At 74.2% G+C, this 20,935-nt stretch carries 16 protein-coding genes and 1 pseudogene; 12 read left to right on the top strand and 5 right to left on the bottom strand.

Features of this window, described 5'->3' with window-relative positions; all coding sequences use genetic code 11:
- Positions 1–272 precede the first annotated feature (272 nt).
- A complete protein-coding gene (locus AB0G08_RS26670; RefSeq protein WP_358092588.1) occupies positions 273–968 on the bottom strand; it encodes a hypothetical protein in 696 nt (231 codons plus the stop codon).
- Positions 969–1,037: 69 nt separating this feature from the next.
- Between AB0G08_RS26670 and AB0G08_RS26665 the strand changes: the two genes are divergently transcribed.
- The 3 genes from AB0G08_RS26665 to AB0G08_RS26655 are packed head-to-tail and all read left to right on the top strand — an operon-like array spanning position 1,038 to position 5,403.
- Positions 1,038–3,656 carry a valine--tRNA ligase gene (locus tag AB0G08_RS26665; protein WP_358092585.1) on the top strand — a complete coding sequence of 873 codons (2,619 nt, stop codon included), beginning with the start codon at positions 1,038–1,040 and terminating at the stop codon, positions 3,654–3,656.
- Positions 3,653–4,987 carry a folylpolyglutamate synthase/dihydrofolate synthase family protein gene (locus tag AB0G08_RS26660; RefSeq protein ID WP_358092582.1) on the top strand — a complete coding sequence of 445 codons (1,335 nt, stop codon included), beginning with the start codon at positions 3,653–3,655 and terminating at the stop codon, positions 4,985–4,987. The genes AB0G08_RS26665 and AB0G08_RS26660 overlap by 4 nt, the downstream gene beginning before the upstream one ends.
- Positions 4,984–5,403, top strand: a complete 420-nt coding sequence (locus AB0G08_RS26655; RefSeq protein WP_358092579.1) for a DUF4233 domain-containing protein — start codon at positions 4,984–4,986, stop codon at positions 5,401–5,403. Before AB0G08_RS26660 ends, AB0G08_RS26655 begins: the two co-directional genes overlap by 4 nt.
- Before the next feature lie 4 nt (positions 5,404–5,407).
- Here the strand turns inward: AB0G08_RS26655 and AB0G08_RS26650 are convergent, their stop codons facing one another.
- Positions 5,408–6,787 carry a VOC family protein gene (locus tag AB0G08_RS26650; RefSeq protein ID WP_358092577.1) on the bottom strand — a complete coding sequence of 460 codons (1,380 nt, stop codon included), beginning with the start codon at positions 6,785–6,787 and terminating at the stop codon, positions 5,408–5,410.
- Positions 6,788–6,930: 143 nt separating this feature from the next.
- Between AB0G08_RS26650 and ndk the strand changes: the two genes are divergently transcribed.
- A complete protein-coding gene (gene ndk / locus AB0G08_RS26645) occupies positions 6,931–7,356 on the top strand; it encodes a nucleoside-diphosphate kinase (RefSeq protein ID WP_358092574.1) in 426 nt (141 codons plus the stop codon).
- 41 nt (positions 7,357–7,397) lie between these two features.
- Here ndk and sigJ read toward each other — a convergent pair whose 3' ends face one another.
- Together sigJ and AB0G08_RS26635 are read right to left on the bottom strand one after the other, a co-directional pair.
- On the bottom strand, positions 7,398–8,276 hold the full coding sequence (gene sigJ, locus AB0G08_RS26640) for an RNA polymerase sigma factor SigJ (RefSeq protein ID WP_358092571.1): 879 nt from the start codon (positions 8,274–8,276) through the stop codon (positions 7,398–7,400).
- Positions 8,273–8,713, bottom strand: a complete 441-nt coding sequence (locus AB0G08_RS26635) for a carboxymuconolactone decarboxylase family protein (protein ID WP_358092568.1) — start codon at positions 8,711–8,713, stop codon at positions 8,273–8,275. Before AB0G08_RS26635 ends, sigJ begins: the two co-directional genes overlap by 4 nt.
- Before the next feature lie 354 nt (positions 8,714–9,067).
- Here AB0G08_RS26635 and AB0G08_RS26630 point away from each other — a divergent pair, with 354 nt between their 5' ends.
- Complete coding sequence (locus tag AB0G08_RS26630) at positions 9,068–9,763, top strand: lysophospholipid acyltransferase family protein (protein ID WP_358092565.1); 696 nt, start codon at positions 9,068–9,070, stop codon at positions 9,761–9,763.
- 65 nt (positions 9,764–9,828) lie between these two features.
- On the opposite strand, the gene AB0G08_RS26625 is transcribed toward AB0G08_RS26630, so the two are convergent.
- Entirely contained in the window at positions 9,829–10,932 is a 1,104-nt protein-coding gene (locus tag AB0G08_RS26625; protein ID WP_358092591.1) for a hypothetical protein, read from the bottom strand.
- Between the two features lie 698 nt (positions 10,933–11,630).
- Here AB0G08_RS26625 and AB0G08_RS26620 point away from each other — a divergent pair.
- The 7 genes and pseudogenes from AB0G08_RS26620 to obgE all read left to right on the top strand — a co-directional run.
- On the top strand, positions 11,631–13,616 hold the full coding sequence (locus AB0G08_RS26620) for a TIGR03960 family B12-binding radical SAM protein (RefSeq protein WP_358092562.1): 1,986 nt from the start codon (positions 11,631–11,633) through the stop codon (positions 13,614–13,616).
- Positions 13,617–13,791: 175 nt separating this feature from the next.
- Positions 13,792–14,526: a TIGR03936 family radical SAM-associated protein gene (locus AB0G08_RS26615; protein ID WP_357881116.1), complete on the top strand. Its 735-nt coding sequence runs from the start codon at positions 13,792–13,794 to the stop codon at positions 14,524–14,526.
- Between the two features lie 131 nt (positions 14,527–14,657).
- A complete protein-coding gene (locus tag AB0G08_RS26610; RefSeq protein ID WP_358092559.1) occupies positions 14,658–17,903 on the top strand; it encodes an Rne/Rng family ribonuclease in 3,246 nt (1,081 codons plus the stop codon).
- Positions 17,904–18,021: 118 nt separating this feature from the next.
- Entirely contained in the window at positions 18,022–18,534 is a 513-nt protein-coding gene (locus AB0G08_RS26605; RefSeq protein ID WP_358092556.1) for a hypothetical protein, read from the top strand.
- Positions 18,535–18,700: 166 nt separating this feature from the next.
- Complete coding sequence (gene rplU / locus AB0G08_RS26600; protein ID WP_088975625.1) at positions 18,701–19,015, top strand: 50S ribosomal protein L21; 315 nt, start codon at positions 18,701–18,703, stop codon at positions 19,013–19,015.
- Positions 19,016–19,026: 11 nt separating this feature from the next.
- On the top strand, positions 19,027–19,281 hold the full coding sequence (gene rpmA / locus AB0G08_RS26595) for a 50S ribosomal protein L27 (protein WP_013288010.1): 255 nt from the start codon (positions 19,027–19,029) through the stop codon (positions 19,279–19,281).
- Between the two features lie 91 nt (positions 19,282–19,372).
- Positions 19,373–20,791 (top strand): annotated as a pseudogene (gene obgE, locus AB0G08_RS26590) (GTPase ObgE); the annotation flags it as partial.
- Positions 20,792–20,935 lie beyond the last annotated feature (144 nt).

Genomic DNA, 20,935 nt, shown 5'->3' with positions numbered 1-20,935 from the left:
CGGAAGCTAAGCCCTCCAGCGCCGATGGTACTGCACTCGGGAGGGTGTGGGAGAGTAGGACACCGCCGGACAATCTTTCAGTTCAGGGCCACCCCGTTGGGGTGGCCCTGAACTGCGTCACGGCCCCGAATCCCGCCAGGACGCGAACGGGGCCGAACGGCACGACGAAGCCGGAGCAAAGAAGCATCGGGCTCGAGAAGCGCCGGGCGCAAGAGTGCTGGGTCGAGGAAGCGTCCGGCGGCGGAGATTCAGGCGGCCGGGCCGCCGGGGCGTCAGCCGCGGGTCTGAATCTCCTCGCGTATCGTGCGGAACAGCCCGCCGGCGTCGTCGATCGAGCGGCCCGGGAACATCCCCATCACCACGCTGCCGTGGTCGGCCCAGCCGCAGACCGCGAAGTCGCCGCCGTCGCCGCTGGTGGTGCCGCACTTCATGACGCCGCCGAGGCGCCCGGCGGGCACCTCGCGCAGCCCCGTCACCTTGCCGGTCTCGTCGGTCAGCAGGCCGAAGAGGCTGTCCAGGTCCCGCTCCGGCTGCCAGAGCAGCGTCGTGCCGCCGAAGAGGAGCACCGAGCGGAGCACCGAGCGCTTGTCGTCCGCGGGATCGCGGTAGACGGTGCCGAAGCTGCTGTCCAGGTCGATGTCGGCGGCGAATCCGCTGCGCAGGTAGTCGGAGGTGCTGCGGGCCCGATCGCTGTCGTCGCGTACCAGGCCCGCCACCCGGTCCGGAGTGGCCAGGTCGGCGTCCTTCTGCTGGGCCACCCGCCAGCCGGCCGCGCCGAGCACCGTGGCCCCCGCGAGCCCGACCACCGCCGCCACGGCCCACGCCACCCGCCGTCGCCTCGACCGCGTCTCCCGCCGCTCCGAGGCCTGCTCCGGGTCCCGGTTGCTGAGCTGGATGGGCTCGTCGGTCAGGTCGATCGGCTCGGGGCCGTCTGCGACGGGGCGGTCGGTGAGATGTGCGTCGGACATAGCCGACACCGTACGCGAACGGCAGGTGGCGCACGTCGGGTCCCGGGAAGCGCTCCGTAGACTTTCAGGGTGACCGAGAGACTGGATGCCCGACGCCCCGACGCCCCGACCCTTGCCGGCCAGTACCAGCCCGGCGAGGTAGAGCAGCGACGGTACGAGCAGTGGGTAGCCGCCGGCCACTTCCGGGCGTCGGCGGACAGCGACAAGCCCCCCTTCACCATCGTCATCCCGCCGCCCAACGTCACCGGCTCCCTGCACATGGGCCACGCGTTCGAGCACACCCTGATGGACGCGCTGACCCGCCGCAAGCGGATGCAGGGCCACGAGGCGCTGTGGCTGCCCGGCATGGACCACGCCGGCATCGCCACCCAGAACCTGGTCGAACGGCAGCTCGCCGGCCAGGGCCTGTCCCGCCACGACCTGGGCCGGGAGAAGTTCGTCGAGCGGGTGTGGCAGTGGAAGGCCGAGTCCGGCGGCGCGATCCTCGGCCAGATGCGCCGCCTCGGCGACTCCGTCGACTGGGACCGTGAGCGCTTCACCATGGACGAGGGCCTGTCCCGGGCCGTCCAGACCATGTTCAAGAAGCTCTTCGACGACGGGCTGATCTACCGGGCCAACCGGATCATCAACTGGTGTCCGCGCTGCCTGACCGCGCTGTCGGACATCGAGGTGGAGCACACCGACGACGACGGCGAGCTGATCTCGATCCGCTACAGCGACGACGTCGTGGTCGCCACCACCCGGGCCGAGACGATGCTCGGCGACACCGCGGTCGCCGTCCACCCGGACGACGAGCGCTACCGGCACCTGATCGGCACCGAGGTGCCCGTCCCGCTGACCGATCGGCGGATCCCCATCGTGGCCGACGAGCACGTCGACCCGAGCTTCGGCACCGGCATGGTCAAGGTGACCCCGGCGCACGACCCGAACGACTTCGAGATCGGCCAGCGGCACGATCTGCCGACGCTGACGATCATGGACGAGCGGGGCGTGATCACCGCGCACGGCCCGTTCCAGGGCCTGGACCGGTACGAGGCCCGCCCCGCGATCGTCGCCGCGCTGCGCGAGCAGGGCCGGATCGTCGCCGAGAAGCGGCCGTACGTGCACGCGGTGGGGCACTGCTCCCGGTGCAAGACGACCGTCGAGCCGCGCCTGTCGCTCCAGTGGTTCGTCAACACCGCCCCGCTGGCCAAGGCGGCGGGCGACGCGGTGCGCGACGGTCGGGTGAAGATCGAGCCGGCGGAGCTGGCCAAGCGGTACTTCGCCTGGGTCGACAACATGCACGACTGGTGCATCTCCCGGCAGCTCTGGTGGGGCCACCGCATTCCCGTCTGGTACGGCCCGGACGGCGAGATCGTCTGCGTCGGCCCGGACGAGGAGCCGCCGACCGGCGAGGGCTGGCACCAGGACGAGGACGTGCTGGACACCTGGTTCTCCAGCGGCCTGTGGCCGTTCTCCACGCTCGGTTGGCCGGAGCAGACCCCCGACCTGGCGAAGTTCTACCCGACCAGCGTCCTGGTCACCGGCTACGACATCCTCTTCTTCTGGGTCGCCCGGATGATGATGTTCGGCCTGTACGCGATGGACGGCCGGCAGCCCTTCGACACGGTGGCGCTGCACGGCATGGTCCGCGACCAGTACGGCAAGAAGATGTCGAAGTCGTTCGGCAACGTGGTCGACCCGCTGGACTGGATCGACCGGTACGGCGCCGACGCCACCCGGTTCACCCTGGCCCGGGGCGCCAACCCGGGCGGCGACGTGCCGGTCAGCGAGGACTGGTGCCAGGGCTCGCGCAACTTCTGCAACAAGCTGTGGAACGCCACCCGCTTCGCGCTGCTCAACGGCGCGCACACCGAGGGGCCGCTGCCGGCGGCCGAGACGCTGTCGACGATCGACCGGTGGATCCTGTCCCGGCTGGCGCACGTCACCGCCGAGGTGGACGAGCAGTTCGAGGCGTACGAGTTCGCGAAGGTCTGCGACCTGCTCTACCACTTCGCCTGGGACGACGTCTGCGACTGGTACGTGGAGCTGACCAAGCCGGTGCTCGCCGAGGGCGGCCCGGCCGCCGAGGCCAGCCGCCGGGTGCTCGGGCACGTGCTGGACCAGCTGCTGCGGCTGCTGCACCCGGTCATCCCGTTCGTCACCGAGGAGCTGTGGACCGCCCTCACCGGCGGCGAGACGGTGATGACGGCCGCCTGGCCGGTGGCCGACCGTACCGGAGTCGACGACGCCGCGGAGGTCGAGGTCGGCACCCTCCAGCGGGTGGTGACCGAGATCCGGCGGTTCCGCTCGGACCAGGGGCTGCGCCCGACGCAGCGGGTCGCGGCGCGGCTCGACGGCCTGGCCGCCGCCGGCATCGCCGCCCACGAGCCGCTGATCCGGTCGCTGGTGCGGCTGGACCCGGCCGGCGACGGGTTCCAGGCCAGCGCGACGCTCGCCATGCCCGGCGAGGTGAGCGTGGCCCTGGACACCCGGGGGACGATCGACGTGGCCGCCGAGCGGGCCCGGCTGACGAAGGACCGGACCGCCGCCGAGAAGGAGGCCGCGCAGGCCCGGGCGAAGCTCGGCAACCCGGCGTTCGTCGACAAGGCGCCGGAGCCGGTCGTCGCCAAGATCCGCGACCGGCTCGCCGTCGCCGAGGCCGACCTCGTCCGCATCGACGCTGCTCTGGAGGCGCTGCCCTCGTGACCGACCGCACCGATTTCGCCGCCGTCGAGGCCGAGCTGGCGGGCCGCGGGTTCACCCGCATGGCCTTCGAGCTGGACAAGATCGAGTCGCTGCTCGACCTGCTCGGCAGCCCGCAGCGGGCGTACCCGTCGATCCACCTGACCGGCACCAACGGCAAGACCTCGACGGCCCGGATGATCGACTCCCTGCTGCGGGCGTTCGGGCTGCACACCGGCCGCTACACCAGCCCGCACCTGGAGAGCGTCCGGGAGCGGATCAGCCTGGACGGCGAGCCGGTGGACGAGGGGCGGTTCGTTTCGACCTATCGGGAGATCGCGCCGCTGGCCCGGCTGGTCGACGAGCGCTCGGCGGAACCGTTGACGTACTTCGACATGACCACCGCGCTGGCCTTCGCCACCTTCGCCGACGCCCCCGTGGACGTGGCGGTGGTCGAGGTGGGCCTGGGCGGCGCCGAGGACGCGACCAACGTGATCCAGGCCGGGGTGTGCGTGCTCACCCCGGTCGGGCTGGACCACACCGAGTGGCTCGGCGACACCATCCAGGACATCGCGCTGGCCAAGGCGGGGATCATCCACAAGGGCGCGACGGTGATCTCCGCGGCGCAGGAGGAGGAGGCCGCCGGGCCGATCCTGGAGCGCTGCGCCGAGGTCGGCGCGACCATCGCGCGGGAGGGCGCCGAGTTCGGGGTGCTCCGGCGGGCGGTCGCCGTCGGCGGGCAGGTGCTCACCCTCCAGGGCCTCGGCGGCGTCTACGAGGAGGTCTTCATCCCGCTGCACGGCGCCCACCAGGCGCAGAACGCGGCGGTGGCGCTGGCGGCGGTCGAGGCGTTCCTCGGCGCCGGGGCGAAGCGGCAGCTCGACGTGGAGGCGGTCCGGGAGGGCTTCGCCGTGGCCAGCTCGCCCGGCCGGCTGGAGCGCGTACGCAGCGCGCCGACCATCCTGCTCGACGGCGCGCACAACCCGCACGGGATGGCCGCCACGGTGACCGCGTTGCAGGAGGAGTTCGCCTTCAGCAAGCTGGTCGCCGTGGTCGGCGTCCTCGCGGACAAGGACGCGGCCAGCCTGCTGGAGCTGCTCGAGCCGGTGGTCGACCAGGTCGTGGTGACCCGGAACAGCTCGCCCCGGGCGCTGCCGGCCCGGGAACTGGCCGCGCTGGCGGCCGAGGTCTTCGGGCCCGAGCGGGTGGAGGTGGCCGAGGAGATGCCGGACGCCATCGAGACGGCGGTGGCGATGGCCGAGGAGGACGTACCGGGGGAGCTGAGCGGGGTCGGGGTGCTGGTCACCGGGTCGGTGGTGACCGTGGCCGACGCCCGCCGGCTGCTGAAGCGATGACCGGCCCGGAGCGCGTCACCCCGGGCGACGACCGCCCGGCCGGGACGGTCGACGGCACCCCCGAGGGGCGGCTGCCGCGCCGCTCCGGGCTGCGCAACCCGGAGCGGGCGGTCCGTGGCCTCGGCGCCGGCACGCTCAGCCTGGAGGCGCTGGTGCTGGTGCTGGCCATCCAGCCGATCCGGGTGGTCGGCGGCGACCTGGGCGGCGCGGCGATCGGGGCGGTCGTGGCGCTGGCCGTGGCGGCGGTGCTGCTGGCCGGCATGATGCGCCGGCCGTGGGCCTGGCACGCCGGCACTGCCCTGCAGGGGCTGCTGATGCTGGCCGGCCTGCTGCACTGGTCGCTGCTGGTGCTGGGCGTCGTCTTCGCCCTGGTGTGGGGCTACGCCCTGCACGTGCGCCGGGTGATCCTGGGCTGACGGGTCATGCCTCGGCGCGTTCCCGCCACTGGGTGAGGGCGATGCCGTGGCCGTCCGGGTCGCGGAACGCCGCCGCCCACACCTCCAGCTTCGTGCCCCGGTTGACCACCCGGGGGGCGTACGTGAACCGGACGCCCGTCCCGCGCAGCCGCTCGTACGCGGAGTCGATGTCGTCGACCTCGAGGTTGACGTGCACCAGCCGGCGGCTGATCGGCGCCGCCTCGGTCACCTCCCGCAGCACCAGGCGGGTCGTCCCGGAGGCGAGGACCGCGTTGCCGGATCCCCGGTCGACCTCGGTGAAGCCCAGGTCACGGTAGAAGCTCAGCGAGCGGGGCAGGTCGGTGACCAGCAGGGTCAGCCCCACCCCGGCGATCGGCGCCCCGAACTCGTCGCCGGCCGTCGCGGTCTCCCCGGCCCCCTCGTCGCCGCCGGCGGCCGGCCCCGGACCGAAGATCGCCTCGTCCAGTTCCTCCGGGCTGATCCGTTCCTCCCGGACCCGGTCACGCGGCGGGGCGGGGTCGTCCAGGGGCAGGTCGAGCGGGTCCGCCGGCGCGGGCGGGTCGAGGCGCTCGCCGGGCACGTCGAACCGCTCCTCGGCGGGCGGGCGGGGCGTCGGGGTGGCCCGGCGCGGCAGCGTGCCGGTGGTGGGCTGCTCGACGAGCGTGCCCTCCAGCACGACCGGCCCACCCGGGCGCTGGTGCATCACGACGGGCTCGCGCTCCTCGGGCCGCCCGACGCGGTCCCCACCGAGCGGATCGCCCAGCGGATCCCCGACGGGGTCGCCCAGTGGGTCGCCCACCGGGGCCCGGAAGTCGTCGCGGTAGTCGTCGCGGTAGTCGTCGTCCGGCGCCCGGTCTGCCCACGGCGGGGCCTCCTGCTGGATCAGCACGTCGTCCAGCGGCTCGGTGCCCGCGTACTCGGGCGGCAGGTCGGCCGCGACGGCCGCGGCGGTCTCCGCGTGGGTGGGCACGTCGTCCCAGAGCACGCGGACGTGCCGCTGGTCGTCCAGGGCCACCCGGATCGGCAGCGTCTGGCCCAGCGACGGCCACTTCGCCACCGGCACCCGCGGCTCGATGATCTTCTTGGACCGGGGCGGCAGCCCCGGGGCGTCGATCACCAGCTGGAGTTCGCAGCGGCCGAAGGCGTACTGGGTGGGCGGCTCGGAGGCGCTGTGCACGTGCCCTTCGCCGACCACCCAGGTGCGACCGCCCCCGCGCACCGTGGCCAGCGCGATGGCCAGCACCAGCAGGGCGACCCCGAGCGCAACGATCGCCCAGCTGGTCATGCCGAGGCCGAAGAGGACGACGAAGGTGGCCACGGTGCCCAGCACCGCGGCGATCAGCTTGCGTACCGGCGCGATGGGTCGGTTCCCGCCATTCGCCACTGTGGACCTCCCGAGGGTCAAGGGCCAGGCTAGGCCGGATCGGCCGCCGGAGGAAGGACCGGCCGCCGCGCCGGCGCCGGGACCGGGTCGCTAGGCTGACCGTACCCAGCCCGACCGCCTTCCGCGCACAGGAGGAACCCAGCGTGTCCAGCAGCAGCCCCGATGAGCGCACCCTCGTACTGGTCAAGCCCGACGCGGTCCGCCGTGGGCTGGTCGGCGAGGTGATCTCCCGCTTCGAGCGCAAGGGGCTGCGGATCGACGCGATGGTGGTCCGGACGATGGACGCCGCGCTGGCCGACGAGCACTACGCCGAGCACGTCGACAAGCCGTTCTACCCGCCGCTGAAGGACTTCATGACCGGCGGCCCGCTGGTGGCGCTGGTGCTCTCCGGCGACCAGGTCATCGACGTGGTGCGCGGGCTCGTGGGGGCGACCGACGGGCGCCGGGCGGCGGCCGGCACGATCCGCGGCGACCTCTCCCTGTCCAACCGGGAGAACCTGGTGCACGCGTCCGACTCCCCGGAGAGCGCGAAGCGCGAGATCGCTCTCTGGTTCCCCGAGCTGGGCTGACCCACCCACCGTCGTCGCGGGCCGGTCCACGACCGGCCCGCTCAGTTCGCCCACCGCAGCTTGTCCGGGTTGCCGACCACGTGGAACGCGGTGATCCGGCCGCCGGCCGCGGCGAGCGTCAGCGCGTACATGCCGGCGCCGGGGCGGACGATCAGCGCGCCCGGCTGGCCGTTGAGTTCCACCCGCCGCACGGTGAGGCGTCGGCCCGGCCCGTAGATGCCGGCGAAGAAGCGGACCACCCGGTCGGCGCCGGTGACCGGGTTGCGTGCCGCCTTCACCCGGCCGCCACCATCGGTCCAGGCGGTGGCGTCCGTTGCGACCAGCCCGGTCAGCGCGGCCAGGTCGCCGTCGCGGGCGGCGGCGAGGAACGCCTCCAGCAGCCGCTCCTGCTCGGCCCGGCCGGCGGTGAACCGGCGCCGGTCCTGGCCGATCCGGGCCGCCGCCCGGTGGTGCAGCTGCCGGCAGTCCGCCACCGACCGGTCCAGGATCCCGGCGATCTCGGCGTACGGCAGCTCGAAGGCGGTGTGCAGCACGTAGACCGCGCGCTCGGGCGGGGAGAGCCGCTCCAGCAGGTGCAGCAGGGCGGTGGAGAGCGAGTCGCGCAGCTCGACGGCGTCCAGCGGCCCGAACGGTGACGGCGTGGTCCGCACCGGCTCGGGCAGCCAGGGCCCGACGTACGTCTCCCGGGCGGCCCGCCGGGCGCGCAGCCGGTCCAGCGCCAACCGGGTGACCACCCGGGACAGGTAGCGCCGCGGCTCGGCGACCGCCCCCCGGTCGACCCCCAGCCAGCGCACGTACGCCTCCTGGAGCACGTCCTCGGCGTCGTGCCGGCTGCCGAGCAGGCGGTACGCCAGCCCGAGCAGCATCGGCCGGTGCGCGTCGAGCGCACCGGCCGCCTGCGTCGCGTCGGGAAGCGTCACACGTCCGCGGGGAGGTCGTTGCGGCAGGTCACGGCGATGCGGTTCCACACGTTGATGGTGGCGACCGCCATCAACAGGTCGGCGAGTTCCTTCTCGGACCACACCTTCGCCGCCGCGTCCCAGACGTCGTCGGGCACGCCGTGCTCGCCGAGCCGGGTCACCGCGTCGGTGAGCGCCAGCGCGGTCCGCTCCCGCTCGTCGAAGAAGGGCGCCTCCCGCCAGGTGGCGACGGCGAAGAGCCGCCGGTCCGACTCGCCCGCCGCGAGCGCGTCGCGGCTGTGCATGTCGACGCAGAAGGCGCAGCCGTTCAGCATCGACGCCCGCAGCTTCACCAGCGCCAGCACGGTGTGCCCGACGTTCGCCCGGACGTACTTCTCCAACCCCAGCACGGCCTGGTACGCCTGCGGTGCCACCTCGGCCACGTTCATCCGTTGCATGACGGCCTCCTCGGTCGGTCGTTGTCGACACCCACACGACGGTGCGGAGGGGACGCGGCGTGACACCGCGGGACGTGAGCCCGGTCACGCCGCCGGGAGGTGCCGGCCGCTCCGTCGGCTCCGCCGACGGGGCGGACGGAGCACCGAGAGGCCGGCGAGGGCGAGCGGTTGACGGTGGCCGTCCACAGGGTATGAGTCAGTGGGTGGGAATGGCCCGGCGGTGCGTCGCCGGGCCGTCCCACCGGCCCCGACACGCCCGCTCACCAGGCGGTCGACCCGCCACCCCGACGACGCCCCGTGGACCCGTCGGTTACCGTGACACCGCCTGTTCGCACACACTCCGCCGGAGGACCAGTGCCCCTGCTCTACACCATCGGCAAGCTCACCGTGGCGCCCGCGCTCCGGCTGGCCTTCCGTCCGACCGTGGAGGGGCTGGAGCACATTCCGGACACGGGGGGTGCGATCTTCGCGGGCAACCACCTCTCGGTCGCCGACGAGCTGTTCCTCGGCACGGTGGTTCCCCGGCACCTGGCGTTCTGGGCCAAGTCGGAGTACTTCAAGGGCACCGGCCCGAAGGGCGCCCTGTCGAAGCACGTGCTCACCGGCCTGGGCGCCATCCCGGTCGAGCGGGCCGGCGGCCGTGCGGCGCTGTCGGCGTTCGACGCCGCCATCCCGGTGCTGAAGGCCGGCGACCTGGTCGCGGTCTATCCGGAGGGCACCCGGTCGCCGGACGGCCGGCTCTACCGGGGCCGCACCGGCGCGGCCCGGCTGGCGGTGGCGGCCGGCGTGCCGATCATCCCGGTCGGCATGACCGGCACCGACAAGGCGCAGCCCATCGGGACCCGGGTGCCCCGCCCCGGCCGCGCCAGGATCACGATTCGGTTCGGCAAGCCGCTCGACTTCACCGGCCGGCCGGACGACCGCACGTCGCTGCGCGAGATGACCGACGAGGTCATGGCCGAGATCCAGAAGCTCACCGGCCAGGAGTACGTGCCCCGCTACGCCCCGCCGCGCGCCCACTCCGCCACCCCGGGCGACGCCCCGGCCTGAGCCCAATTCCGGGCAGGCCGAGGCCGCGCCGCCCCTCGTCGCGGAGCCGGCCGAGCCGTCGGACCCTACTTCTGGTCGGTCGTGACCAACTGCTCCCGCAGGGTGCCGAGCAGGGTGGCGCTGTCGTCGAGGGAGAGCCGGGTGAAGACCGCGGTGGCGATGCTGCCGTGGTCGACCGAGGTGCACACCACCACGTCCTGGCCGTCGGCGCGGCCCACGGCGCAGCGCTGGTGCCGGCCGCGTACGCCGGTGTCGACCACCTGGGCCTCGCCGAGGGAGTACTGCCCGGTGAGCCGGGTGATCTCGTCCTCCGCGTCCGACTCCGGGGTGAACCGGAAACCGGTGCCGCCGAAGACCGTCACCCGCTTGCCGGCGGGCGTGCTGTAGACGCCGGCGAAGGTGTCGTCGGCCAGCAGGTGCGCCTTGCGCACCTCCGCCTCCAACTGCTTGGCGGCCGCCTTGCTGGTGTCGTCGTCGCGCAGCCGTAGGTCGGCCACCTCCGCCGGCAGGCTGGCGTTCGCCGGGTACTGCGACGCCATCGGCACCCCGTAGTAGGCCGGGCAGCCGCAGCAGCAGGCCAGCATGAGCAGCATGATCCACGGCCAGCGGCGACGCTTGCGGGCGGGCGGCGGGGCGTACCCCTTGGGGGCCTGGGGCCCGGGCGGCGGTCCGGCCGGCGGCGCCGTCGCCCGACGCTGCCTCGGCGGCGCGGGTGGCGGAGGCAGGGGCGGCGCCGGGCGGCTCGGGGCGGGCGCCCGGGAGACCGGCGGCGGGGAGACGGGGTACGCCACGGGCGGCGGCGAGACGGGCGGGTACGCGACCCGGGGCGGCGTGGGGCGCGGCGGTGCCGGCGGCGCGGGGGAGTGCACGGGTGGCGCCGGTGGCCCCGAGTACGGCCGGGTGGACGGCGCCGCGGGGTAGAGCAGCGTCGGCGGCGGTGACGGCGGCGGCGGGGGCGGCAGGTCCCACCCGCCGGTGTCCGCGCCCGCCCACGGGTCGACCGGGGTGAGGTGCTCGGGCTGCTCGGGCGGGGGCGCCGGGGCCGGCACCGGGGGGATCTCGGCCGACTCGCCCCAGGCCCGTTTGCGGGGCTTCGGCGGGGGAACCGCCGCCGAACCGCTCCAGCGGGGCGCGGGCGGCTCGGCTGGTTGCTCGTCGGCGCGGAACATCCGGGTGCCCTGCGGTCCCACGGCCGGCGGGCCGTCGTCGGGCAGCAGGCGGGTGCCCTCCGGGCCGGTGCCGGCCACCCGCCCGGACCCGTCGTCCCGCGTGCCCTCCGCCCCGGCGTCGCCGGTGTCCGGTGGCGTGGTGGCGTCGCCCGTGTCGTGCCGTGCGGTGGCGCTGCCCGTGTCGTGCCGTGCGGTGGCGCTGCCCGTGTCGTGCCGTGCGGTGGCGCTGCCCGTGTCGTGCGGTGCGGTGGCGTCGCCGGCGTCCCGCGGCCCACCGTCGCCCGCGTCCTGCCGGACGTCGGCCGCCGTGGTCGGCCCGGGGTCGTCGGTGGGCAGCTCACGGGTGCCCTCCGGGCCCGTGCCGCCGGCGGGGGCGGGTGCTGCGGGGGAGGTCGGGGGCTCCTCGGTGACCGCCGGATCGTGACCCTGGTCCTGACCCGGGGGGCTCCCGTCGGCCGGCCGGTCCGTGCCCGGCTGCGGCTGCGGCATCGCGGCAATCTCCTCTCGCGCCGGTCCGAGGTTAGTACCGACGCGCCAGCGGGGCGATTCCGGCCACCGCCGTCGCCGGCACCGCACGGGGCCGGGCGGCGTGTGGCGGGCCCTCGCGACGTGCCGGGGACGCGGTGACCGGCGACCCGGGGACGCGGTGACCGGCGTGCGCGCGGTGGCCGCCACCGGGCCGCGTACCCTTGGGCATCATGAGCGTCCCGTCCACCACGCCGCGCCCCGCCGCGGCCAATTCGGTCTGGCCCCGGCTGGAGCCGCTGCTGCCCCAGGTGACCAAGCCCATCCAGTACGTCGGTGGCGAGCTGGGCGCGGTGGTCAAGGACTGGGACGCGGCGGCCGTGCGCTGGGCGCTGATGTACCCCGACGCCTACGAGGTCGGCCTGCCCAACCAGGGCGTGCAGATCCTCTACGAGGTGCTCAACGAGCTGCCCGACGTGCTCGCCGAGCGGACCTACGCGGTCTGGCCGGACCTGGAGAAGCTGATGCGCGCCCACGGCGTGCCGCAGTTCACCGTCGACGCGCACCGCTCGGTGCGCGACTTCGACGTCTTCGGCGTCTCCTTCTCCACCGAGCTGGGCTACACGAACCTGCTCACCGCGATCGACCTGGCCGGCATCCCGCTGCTGGCCGCCGACCGCACCGATGCCGACCCGGTGATCGTGGCCGGCGGCCACGCCGCGTTCAACCCGGAGCCGATCGCCGACTTCGTCGACGCCGCCGTGCTCGGCGACGGCGAGGAGGCGGTCCTGGAGATCACCGGGATCGTGCGCGAGTGGAAGGCCGAGGGCTCCCCGGGCGGTCGCGACGAACTGCTGCTGCGCCTGGCCCGCACCGAGAGCGTCTACGTGCCGCGCTTCTACGACGTGGACTACCTCCCCGACGGCCGGATCCAGCGGGTGGTGCCGAACCGGGCGGACGTGCCGTTCCGGGTGCACAAGCGCACGACCATGGACCTGGACGCCTGGCCGTACCCGAAGAAGCCCCTGGTGCCGCTCGCGGAGACCGTGCACGAGCGGTACGCGGTCGAGATCTTCCGCGGCTGCACCCGGGGCTGCCGGTTCTGCCAGGCCGGCATGATCACCCGGCCGGTGCGCGAGCGCTCCATCACCACCGTCGGGCAGATGGTGCGTGAGGGGCTGGAGTTCTCCGGCTTCCACGAGGTGGGCCTGCTGTCGCTGTCGTCGGCCGACCACTCCGAGATCGGCGACATGTGCTCGGGCCTGGCCCAGCAGTACGAGGGCACCAACGTCTCGCTCTCGCTGCCGTCGACCCGGGTCGACGCGTTCAACATCGACCTCGCGCAGGAGCTGTCCCGCAACGGCCGGCGCACCGGCCTGACCTTCGCCCCCGAGGGCGGGTCGGAGCGGATCCGCAAGGTCATCAACAAGATGGTGTCGAAGGAAGACCTGATCCGCACCGTCGTCACCGCGTACACGAACGGCTGGCGGCAGGTGAAGCTCTACTTCATGTGCGGCCTGCCCACCGAGACCGACGAGGACGTCCTCGAGATCGCGGACATGGCCCACGAGGTCATCCGGGCCGGCCGGGCCGCGACCGGCTCGAAGGACATCCGCTGCACGGTCTCCATCGGCGGGTTCGTGCCGAAGCCGCACACCCCGTTCCAGTGGGCGCCGATGGAGCGGCCGGAGGTCATCGACGGCCGGCTCAGGATGCTCAAGCAGGCGATCAACGCGGACCGCTCGCTCGGCCGGGCGATCGGCTTCCGCTACCACGACGGCGAGCCGTCGCTGATCGAGGGCCTGCTCAGCCGGGGCGACCGCCGCGTCGGCGCGGTGATCCGCCGGGTCTGGGAGAACGGCGGCCGGTTCGACGGCTGGAGCGAGCACTTCTCCTACCAGCGCTGGGTGCAGGCGGCGGCCGAGGTGCTGCCCGCCTTCGGGGTCGACCTCGACTGGTACACCACCCGGCAGCGCGACGAGCTGGAGGTCCTGCCCTGGGACCACCTGGACTCGGGCCTGGACAAGGACTGGCTCTGGCAGGACTGGCAGGACGCGCTCAGCGAGTACGAGCAGGACGACTGCCGGTGGACCCCGTGCTTCGACTGCGGCGTCTGCCCGTCGATGGACACCGAGATCCAGATCGGCCCGACCGGGAAGAAGCTCCTCCCGCTCACCCCGATCAACGGTCTGAAGCTCCCCACCGGCGCCCAGCAGTAGCCCCGCCGCCGGCGGGTGGCGCCCGGTGCGCCGCCCGCCGTGCGTCGGGTTGATCATGTGGCTATCGTCAGCGGCACGCGAGTCGCGAGCAGTGCCGTCACGATCAACCGGTTCCGACACGAGGAGCACGACGATCAGTAGGAAACCACAGCCAGAGGGCGGCCAGGCACCCGTCGTGCAGCGGGTCCGGATCCGGTACGCCAAGCGCGGCCCGCTGCGCTTCACCTCGCACCGGGACTTCGCCCGGGCGTTCGAGCGGGCGCTGCGCCGGGCGGGCGTGCCGATCGCCTTCTCCCAGGGCTTCACCCCGCACCCGAAGATCTCGTACGCCAGCGCGGCCCCGACGGGCGTGGCGAGCGAGGCCGAGTACCTGGAGATCGGCCTCCGCGAGCAGGTCGACCCGGCGGAGCTGCGCGCCGCCCTGGACGCCGCCCTCTCGCCGGGGCTCGACGTGCTCGACGCCGTGGTGGCCACCGGCGGAAGTCTTGCCGACCGGATCGAGGCGTCGCACTGGCGCATCGAGCTGCCCGAGGTCGACCCGGCCGTCCTGCAACGGGCGGTTTCCGCCTTCACGGCCGCCGAAGAGGTGCTGGTCGAGCGGATGACCAAGCAGGGCCGGCGCACCTTCGACGCCCGGGCGGCGGTGATCCGCATCGATGTGATCGCGTCGCCGGAGACGCCTTCCGGGGCCCCGGCCGTACCGTGTGCGATACTCGAACTGGTCGTGCGGCAGGTCACCCCCTCCGTGCGACCCGATGACGTCCTTTCCGGCCTCCGCGTGGTGGCCGACCTGGAGCCGCCGGTCTCGCCGAGGGTGATCCGGCTGGCACAGGGCACGCTGACCGCGCAGGATGCGATCGCGGATCCGTTGGACGCGGACCGCGACGGGGCAACCATCGGTGAACGCTGACCGTCGGTCAGCGTTCAGGTAGGCAGACTTCGGCGGTCGCGCACCGTGCGCGCCCGGCGGAAACACTTTTGCGGCGACCCTGCGTGGCAGCGCTCACCCGCGCCCGGGGCAGCCAGAACTGGAGAACGTCCATGCTCGAGAACGAGCCCGAGGGCGGCGAACGGACCGGTTCACAGCCGGCCGACGAGACCGCCGACACCAGCACCGTCGAGAACTCCGCCGGGGCGGGGAACGCCGCCGGGGCGGAGAACGCCGCCGAGACCGGCACCGACGCCGGGACCGCCGGCACCGACGCCGGGACCGCCGGCACCGGCGCCGGGACCGCCGGCGCCGGTACCAACGACGCCGGCACCGGCGGGGCCGAGCAGGCCCCGGCCGCACCGGCCCGGCGGCGTACCACCCGGCGGCGCGCCACGCCGCTGAACCAGCCGGAGCAGACCGAGGTGCCGGTCGAGGCGTCGACGGCGGCCGTGCCGGGCAGTGGCGAGGCGCCCCAGGCCGAGGTGTTCGCCCCCGTCTCCGGCGACCTCGACGCCGCCCCGAAGGCGACGCGCCGCCGCCGCAAGGCCACCACCGCGAAGGCCGCCGAGGACGCCACCGGGCAGCCCACCGAGGCCACCGGGCAGCCCACCGAGGGTGCCGCGCCGGCCGCCGGAGAGGCGCCGGTCGCGGCGGACCAGGCACCCGCCGAGCCGGCCGCGCCGCCGGCCAAGGCGACGCGTACCCGCCGGAAGAAGGCCGCCCCCGCCGCGGCCGAGCCGGCCGCGGAGACCCCGACCGACGTCGCCGCGCCCGCCGAGGTCGCGCAGCCGCCGGCCGCCGCCGGCATCGAGCCGGAGGCCGGCACCGGCTTCGGCGCCGCCGCCCCGCCCGCCGCCGTCAGCGGCGCGGAGAGCCGTTCCGGCGAGGTGCCGCCGGGCGTGGCGGTCACCCCGCCCGCCGAGGAGGAGCCGACCGAGGAGGAGCCGACCGAGGAGGAGCCGACCGAGGAGGAGCCGACCGAGGCGGCCGAGCCGGTCGTCGAGCCCGAGCCCGTCGTCGAGCCCGAGCCGCGCACCCGCCGCCGGCGGGCCGCGCTCTCCGCGCCCACCGTCCTGTTCATGGCCCCGCAGCCGGAGGACGTCCCGGTCGCCCGGGTCGTGGCGCCGGCCCCGGAGCCCGAGCCGGAGGAGCCCGCCGCCGAGGAGCCTGCCGAGCCGGCGCGCCGTCGCCGGCGTGGCCGCCGCGACGTCGATGCGGTCGAGGTCGTCGAGCCCGAGGAAGCGGTCGAGGAGGCCGAGGAGGCCGCCGAGGACGAAGACGAGGACGAGGACGAGAGCGCCGCGGCCCGCCGCCGGCGCCGGCGTGGCCGCCGCGGCCGTGGCCGGGGCAAGGGCGGCGCGGAGGACGCCGAGGACGACGAGTCCGAGGAGGCCGCGCAGGCCGAGTCGGAGGCGGAGGAGCCCGAGGGCGACGAGGACGAGGAGGCCGAGGGCGGCGACGCGCTGACCCGCCGCCGTCGCCGTCGTCGCCGCCGGGGCGCCGGCGACGTCGAGTCGGGCGCCGACGACGGCGTGCCGACCGTCGTCAAGATCCGCGAGCCGCGCAAGACCGTCGACGAGGTGCAGGGCGTCTCCGGCTCCACCCGGCTGGAGGCCAAGCGCCAGCGCCGCCGCGACGGCCGCGAGCAGCGTCGTACCCGGCCGCCGATCCTCAGCGAGTCGGAGTTCCTGGCCCGCCGGGAGGCCGTCGACCGGGTGATGGCGGTACGCCAGCGCGGCGACCGGACCCAGATCGCCGTCCTGGAGGACGGGGTGCTCGTCGAGCACTACGTCACCCGCAACTCCTCCGGCACGATGGCCGGCAACGTCTACCTCGGCAAGGTGCAGAACGTCCTGCCCAGCATGGAGGCGGCCTTCGTCGACGTCGGGCGCGGCCGCAACGCCGTCCTGTACGCCGGCGAGGTGAACTGGGACACCAGCGGCCTGGAGGGGCGCGCCCGCTCGATCGAGCAGGCGCTGCGCTCCGGCGACTCGGTGCTGGTGCAGGTCACGAAGGACCCGATCGGTCACAAGGGCGCCCGGCTGACCAGCCACATCGCGCTCTCCGGCCGGCACCTCGTCTACGTGCCCCACGGCAACGCCTCCGGCATCAGCCGCAAGCTGCCCGACACCGAGCGCAAGCGGCTGCGGGACGTGCTGAAGAAGCTGGTGCCGGACGGCGCGGGCGTGATCGTCCGGACGGCCGCCGAGGGCGCCAGCGAGGACGAGCTGGCGCGCGACGTCAAGCGGCTCCAGGCGCAGTGGGAGGACATCCAGGCCAAGGCGGCCGAGGGCGGCGCCCCGGTGCTGCTCTACGAGGAGCCCGACCTGGTGATCCGGGTCGTCCGGGACCTCTTCAACGAGGACTTCCGCGAGCTGGTGATCGAGGGCGAGCAGTCGTACGACATGGTCGAGTCGTACCTGTCGCACGTCTCGCCCGACCTGGTCGCCCGGCTGCGCCGGCACGTCGGCACCGCCGACGTCTTCGCCGAGTACCGGATCGACGAGCAGATCATCAAGGGGCTGGACCGCAAGGTCTTCCTCCCCTCGGGCGGTTCGCTGGTGATCGACCGGACCGAGGCGATGACGGTCATCGACGTCAACACCGGCAAGTACACCGGCTCCGGGGGCAACCTGGAGGAGACGGTCACCCGCAACAACCTGGAGGCGGCCGAGGAGATCGTCCGCCAGCTCCGGCTGCGCGACCTCGGCGGCATCGTGGTGATCGACTTCATCGACATGGTGCTGGAGTCCAACCGCGAGCTGGTGCTGCGCCGGCTGACGGAGTGCCTGGGCCGGGACCGCACCAAGCACCAGGTCACCGAGATCACCTCGCTCGGGCTGGTGCAGATGACCCGCAAGCGGATCGGCGCGGGCCTGCTGGAGGCGTTCAGCGAGACCTGCGAGTGCTGCAAGGGCCGGGGCCTGATCATGCACACCGAGCCGGTGCCGGAGAAGCCGCGTTCCGGCAACGGCGCGGGGGAGAAGGTCAAGGCGGTCGCCTCGGCCGTGGCCGCCCCGGCGGCGGCGGAGCAGGGCGCCGGCTCCTCCCGGCGGCGGGCGCGCAAGAGCGCGCCGGCCGAGCGCACCGTGGCCGAGGTCGTCGAGACCGACGCCCACGTCGACGCCGGCCCGGAGACCGAGTACCACGACACCATGGGCTACGACCTGTCCCGCTACGAGGCGGACACGGCCGCCGCCGGTGAGGTCGCCGACAGCCAGACGGGCGAGTCGGCCCGGCTGGCCGCCCCGGACGACCCGGACGCGCTCTCGGACGCCGACGGCGACGAGTCGGAGGGCGGTGCCGGCCGGCGCCGGTCCCGCCGCAGCGGCGCGCGGCGGCGCACCCGGCCGTGACCGGCTGACCGGCCCGACGTGTGGCAGGGCCCCTTCCCCGGCGATGTCCGGCGGGAGGGGCCCTGTCGTATGGTCGATCCCCGGCCACGATCGGCCGCCTGCGGTCAGGAGAAGAACGATGCGCCCTCTGCTCGCCGTCACCGCGCTCACCGCTGTCCTGTTCGCCGGCGCCGGGTGCGCGGCCGAGCGGCCGGAGCGAGCCGGCCCGCCCGGCGGCGCCCCGATCGGCGGCGTCGCGTCGGGCGGGCCCGGTGGCGGGGCGACGGGCGCCGGGCCGGGGGCCGGCAGCGGGGCGGCCGGGGGCAACGCGCCCGAGGTGTGTGCCGCGGCACAGCGCGCCGGCGAGACCGCCGTGCGGACGTACGTCGAGGAACTCGGCAAGATGGTCGCGGCGGTCGGGGCGAACGACGCCACGGCGGCCCGGACCGCCCGCGACCGCATCTCCACCGCGCTGACCGACTGGCGCAGCACGCTGCGGCACGAGTCGACCCGGGCCGAGGACGCGCAGCTCAAGACGCTCCTCGCGGACATGGCGGCGGAGGTCGGCACGCTGGGCACCGACGTCGACTCGATCGACGAGACCGAGCTCGACCGGCTCCGCCAGCGCCTCGACCAGCTCTGCGCCCGCTGACCGGCGGGGCCCGGTTTGGGCGTCGGCCCTCCGATGGCGTACGCTGGCCTGCGGTGCACTTTGGTGTACCGAGTTCTCGCGTGCCCGCGCCGCCGTGCCTCTGCTACCCGGCGAGCCGCCGCGGGAACACCCGCCAGCAGCCTCAACGACAGGGAGTCCGCCTCCGATGTACGCGATCGTCAAGACCGGCGGCAAGCAGTACAAGGTCGCCGAGGGCGACGTGATCGAGGTCGAGAAGCTCGTCGGTGCCCCCGGCGACGCGGTGAAGCTCACCGCGGTGCTCCTCGTCGACGGTGACGACCTGGTGACCGACGCGGCGAAGCTTGCCAAGGTCGCGGTGTCCGGCGAGATCGCCGCGCACACCAAGGGCCCGAAGATCCGGATCCACAAGTTCAAGAACAAGACCGGCTACCACAAGCGCCAGGGTCACCGCCAGCCGTTGACCCAGGTCAAGGTGACCGGCATCTCCAGCGGGAAGTAGGTCGTCCTCAGATGGCTCACAAAAAGGGTGCGTCCAGCTCGCGCAACGGCCGTGACTCCGCGGCGCAGCGGCTCGGCGTGAAGCGCTTCGGTGGTCAGGTCGTCAGCGCGGGTGAGATCCTCATCCGTCAGCGTGGCACCAAGTTCCACCCCGGTGACCTGGTCGGCCGCGGCGGAGACGACACGCTCTTCGCGCTGGCCGCCGGTTCGGTCCAGTTCGGCACCAAGCGCGGTCGCAAGACCGTCAGCATCGTGCCGCAGCAGTAGTTCGAAGGCGTTGCGGGCCGCGGACCTCGTGTCCCGGCCCGCTTCGCTTTTTTCGTGCGGGGCGTGAACCTCGCTGGAAGGATTGACGTCCGTGGCGACGTTCGTTGACCGGGTCGTCCTGCACCTGCAGGCCGGCGATGGCGGGCACGGTTGTGTCTCGATCCACCGGGAGAAGTTCAAGCCGTTCGGCGGCCCCGACGGCGGCAACGGCGGGCACGGCGGCAGCGTGTCCCTGGTGGTCGACCCGCAGGTGACGACACTGCTGGACTTCCACTTCCGCCCGCACGTGAAGGCCGAGAACGGCAAGGGTGGCGCCGGGTCGAACCGCGACGGCGCGAACGGCCGCAACCTCGTGCTCAAGGTGCCGAACGGCACGGTGGTGCAGGCCTCCGACGGCACGGTCCTGGCCGACATGGTCGGCGCCGGCACGACCTTCGAGGTGGCCCGGGGCGGGCGCGGCGGGCGGGGCAACGCGTCGCTGGCCAACGCCCGGCGCAAGGCCCCCGGCTTCGCCGAGCTGGGCGAGCCCGGCGAGCAGCTCGACGTGGTGCTGGAGCTCAAGAGCGTCGCCGACGTCGGGCTGGTGGGCTTCCCGTCGGCCGGCAAGTCGTCGCTGATCTCGGTGATCTCCGCCGCCAAGCCGAAGATCGCCGACTACCCGTTCACCACCCTGGTGCCCAACCTGGGCGTGGTCCGGCTGGACAACCACACCTTCACCGTCGCCGACGTGCCCGGCCTGATCCCGGGGGCGGCCACCGGCAAGGGCCTCGGCCTGGAGTTCCTCCGGCACATCGAGCGCTGTGCGGTGCTGGTGCACGTCATCGACACCGCCACCCTGGAGCCGGGCCGGGACCCGGTCGCCGACATCGACACCATCGAGGCCGAGCTGACCGAGTACGGCGGCCTGGCCGACCGCCCCCGGCTGGTGGCGCTCAACAAGATCGACGTGCCCGACGGCCGGGACCTGGCCGAGATCGTCCGCCCCGACCTGGAGGAGCGCGGTTTCCGGGTGTTCGAGGTCTCCGCGGCGACCCGGGAGGGGCTCAAGGAGCTCATGTACGCCATGGCGGAGCTGGTGGAGCAGGGCCGCAGGGCCGCCCCGCCGGCCGAGGCGACCCGGATCGTGATCCGGCCCCAGGCGGTCGACGACGCCGGCTTCACCATCGAGGCCGCGCCGGACGGCGCCTGGGTCGTGCGCGGCGTCCGGCCCGAGCGGTGGGTGCGGCAGACGAACTTCGACAACGACGAGGCCGTCGGCTACCTGGCCGACCGGCTGGCCCGCCTCGGCGTCGAGGAGAAGCTGGGCAAGGCCGGTGCGGAGCCGGGCGACCTGGTCCGGATCGGCGAGCGCGAGTTCGACTGGCAGCCGACCCTCTACGCCGGGGCCGACTTCATCCCCGGCAACCGGGGCACCGACGTCCGGCTGGAGGAGAAGTCCACCCGGGCGTCGGCCGCGGAGCGGCTGGCGGCCCGCAAGGCCCGTCGGCAGCGGCCGGAGGACGAGTTCGAGGGCACCGACGCCGACGTCTCGGACGACGTCGACCTGTCGGACGGGGACGGCTTCGACGGGGCCGGCCCGGCCCGGGACGCCGGCCCGGCCGACCGGGTGGGCCCGTCCCACGGGCTCGACCCGTCCCGCGCCGCAGCCGAGGGC

Source organism: Micromonospora sp. NPDC023644, from assembly GCF_040640115.1.
Taxonomy (GTDB): domain Bacteria; phylum Actinomycetota; class Actinomycetes; order Mycobacteriales; family Micromonosporaceae; genus Micromonospora.
The sequence above is the reverse complement of the archived record's forward strand: the minus strand, read 5'-3'. Positions and strand labels throughout refer to the sequence as shown.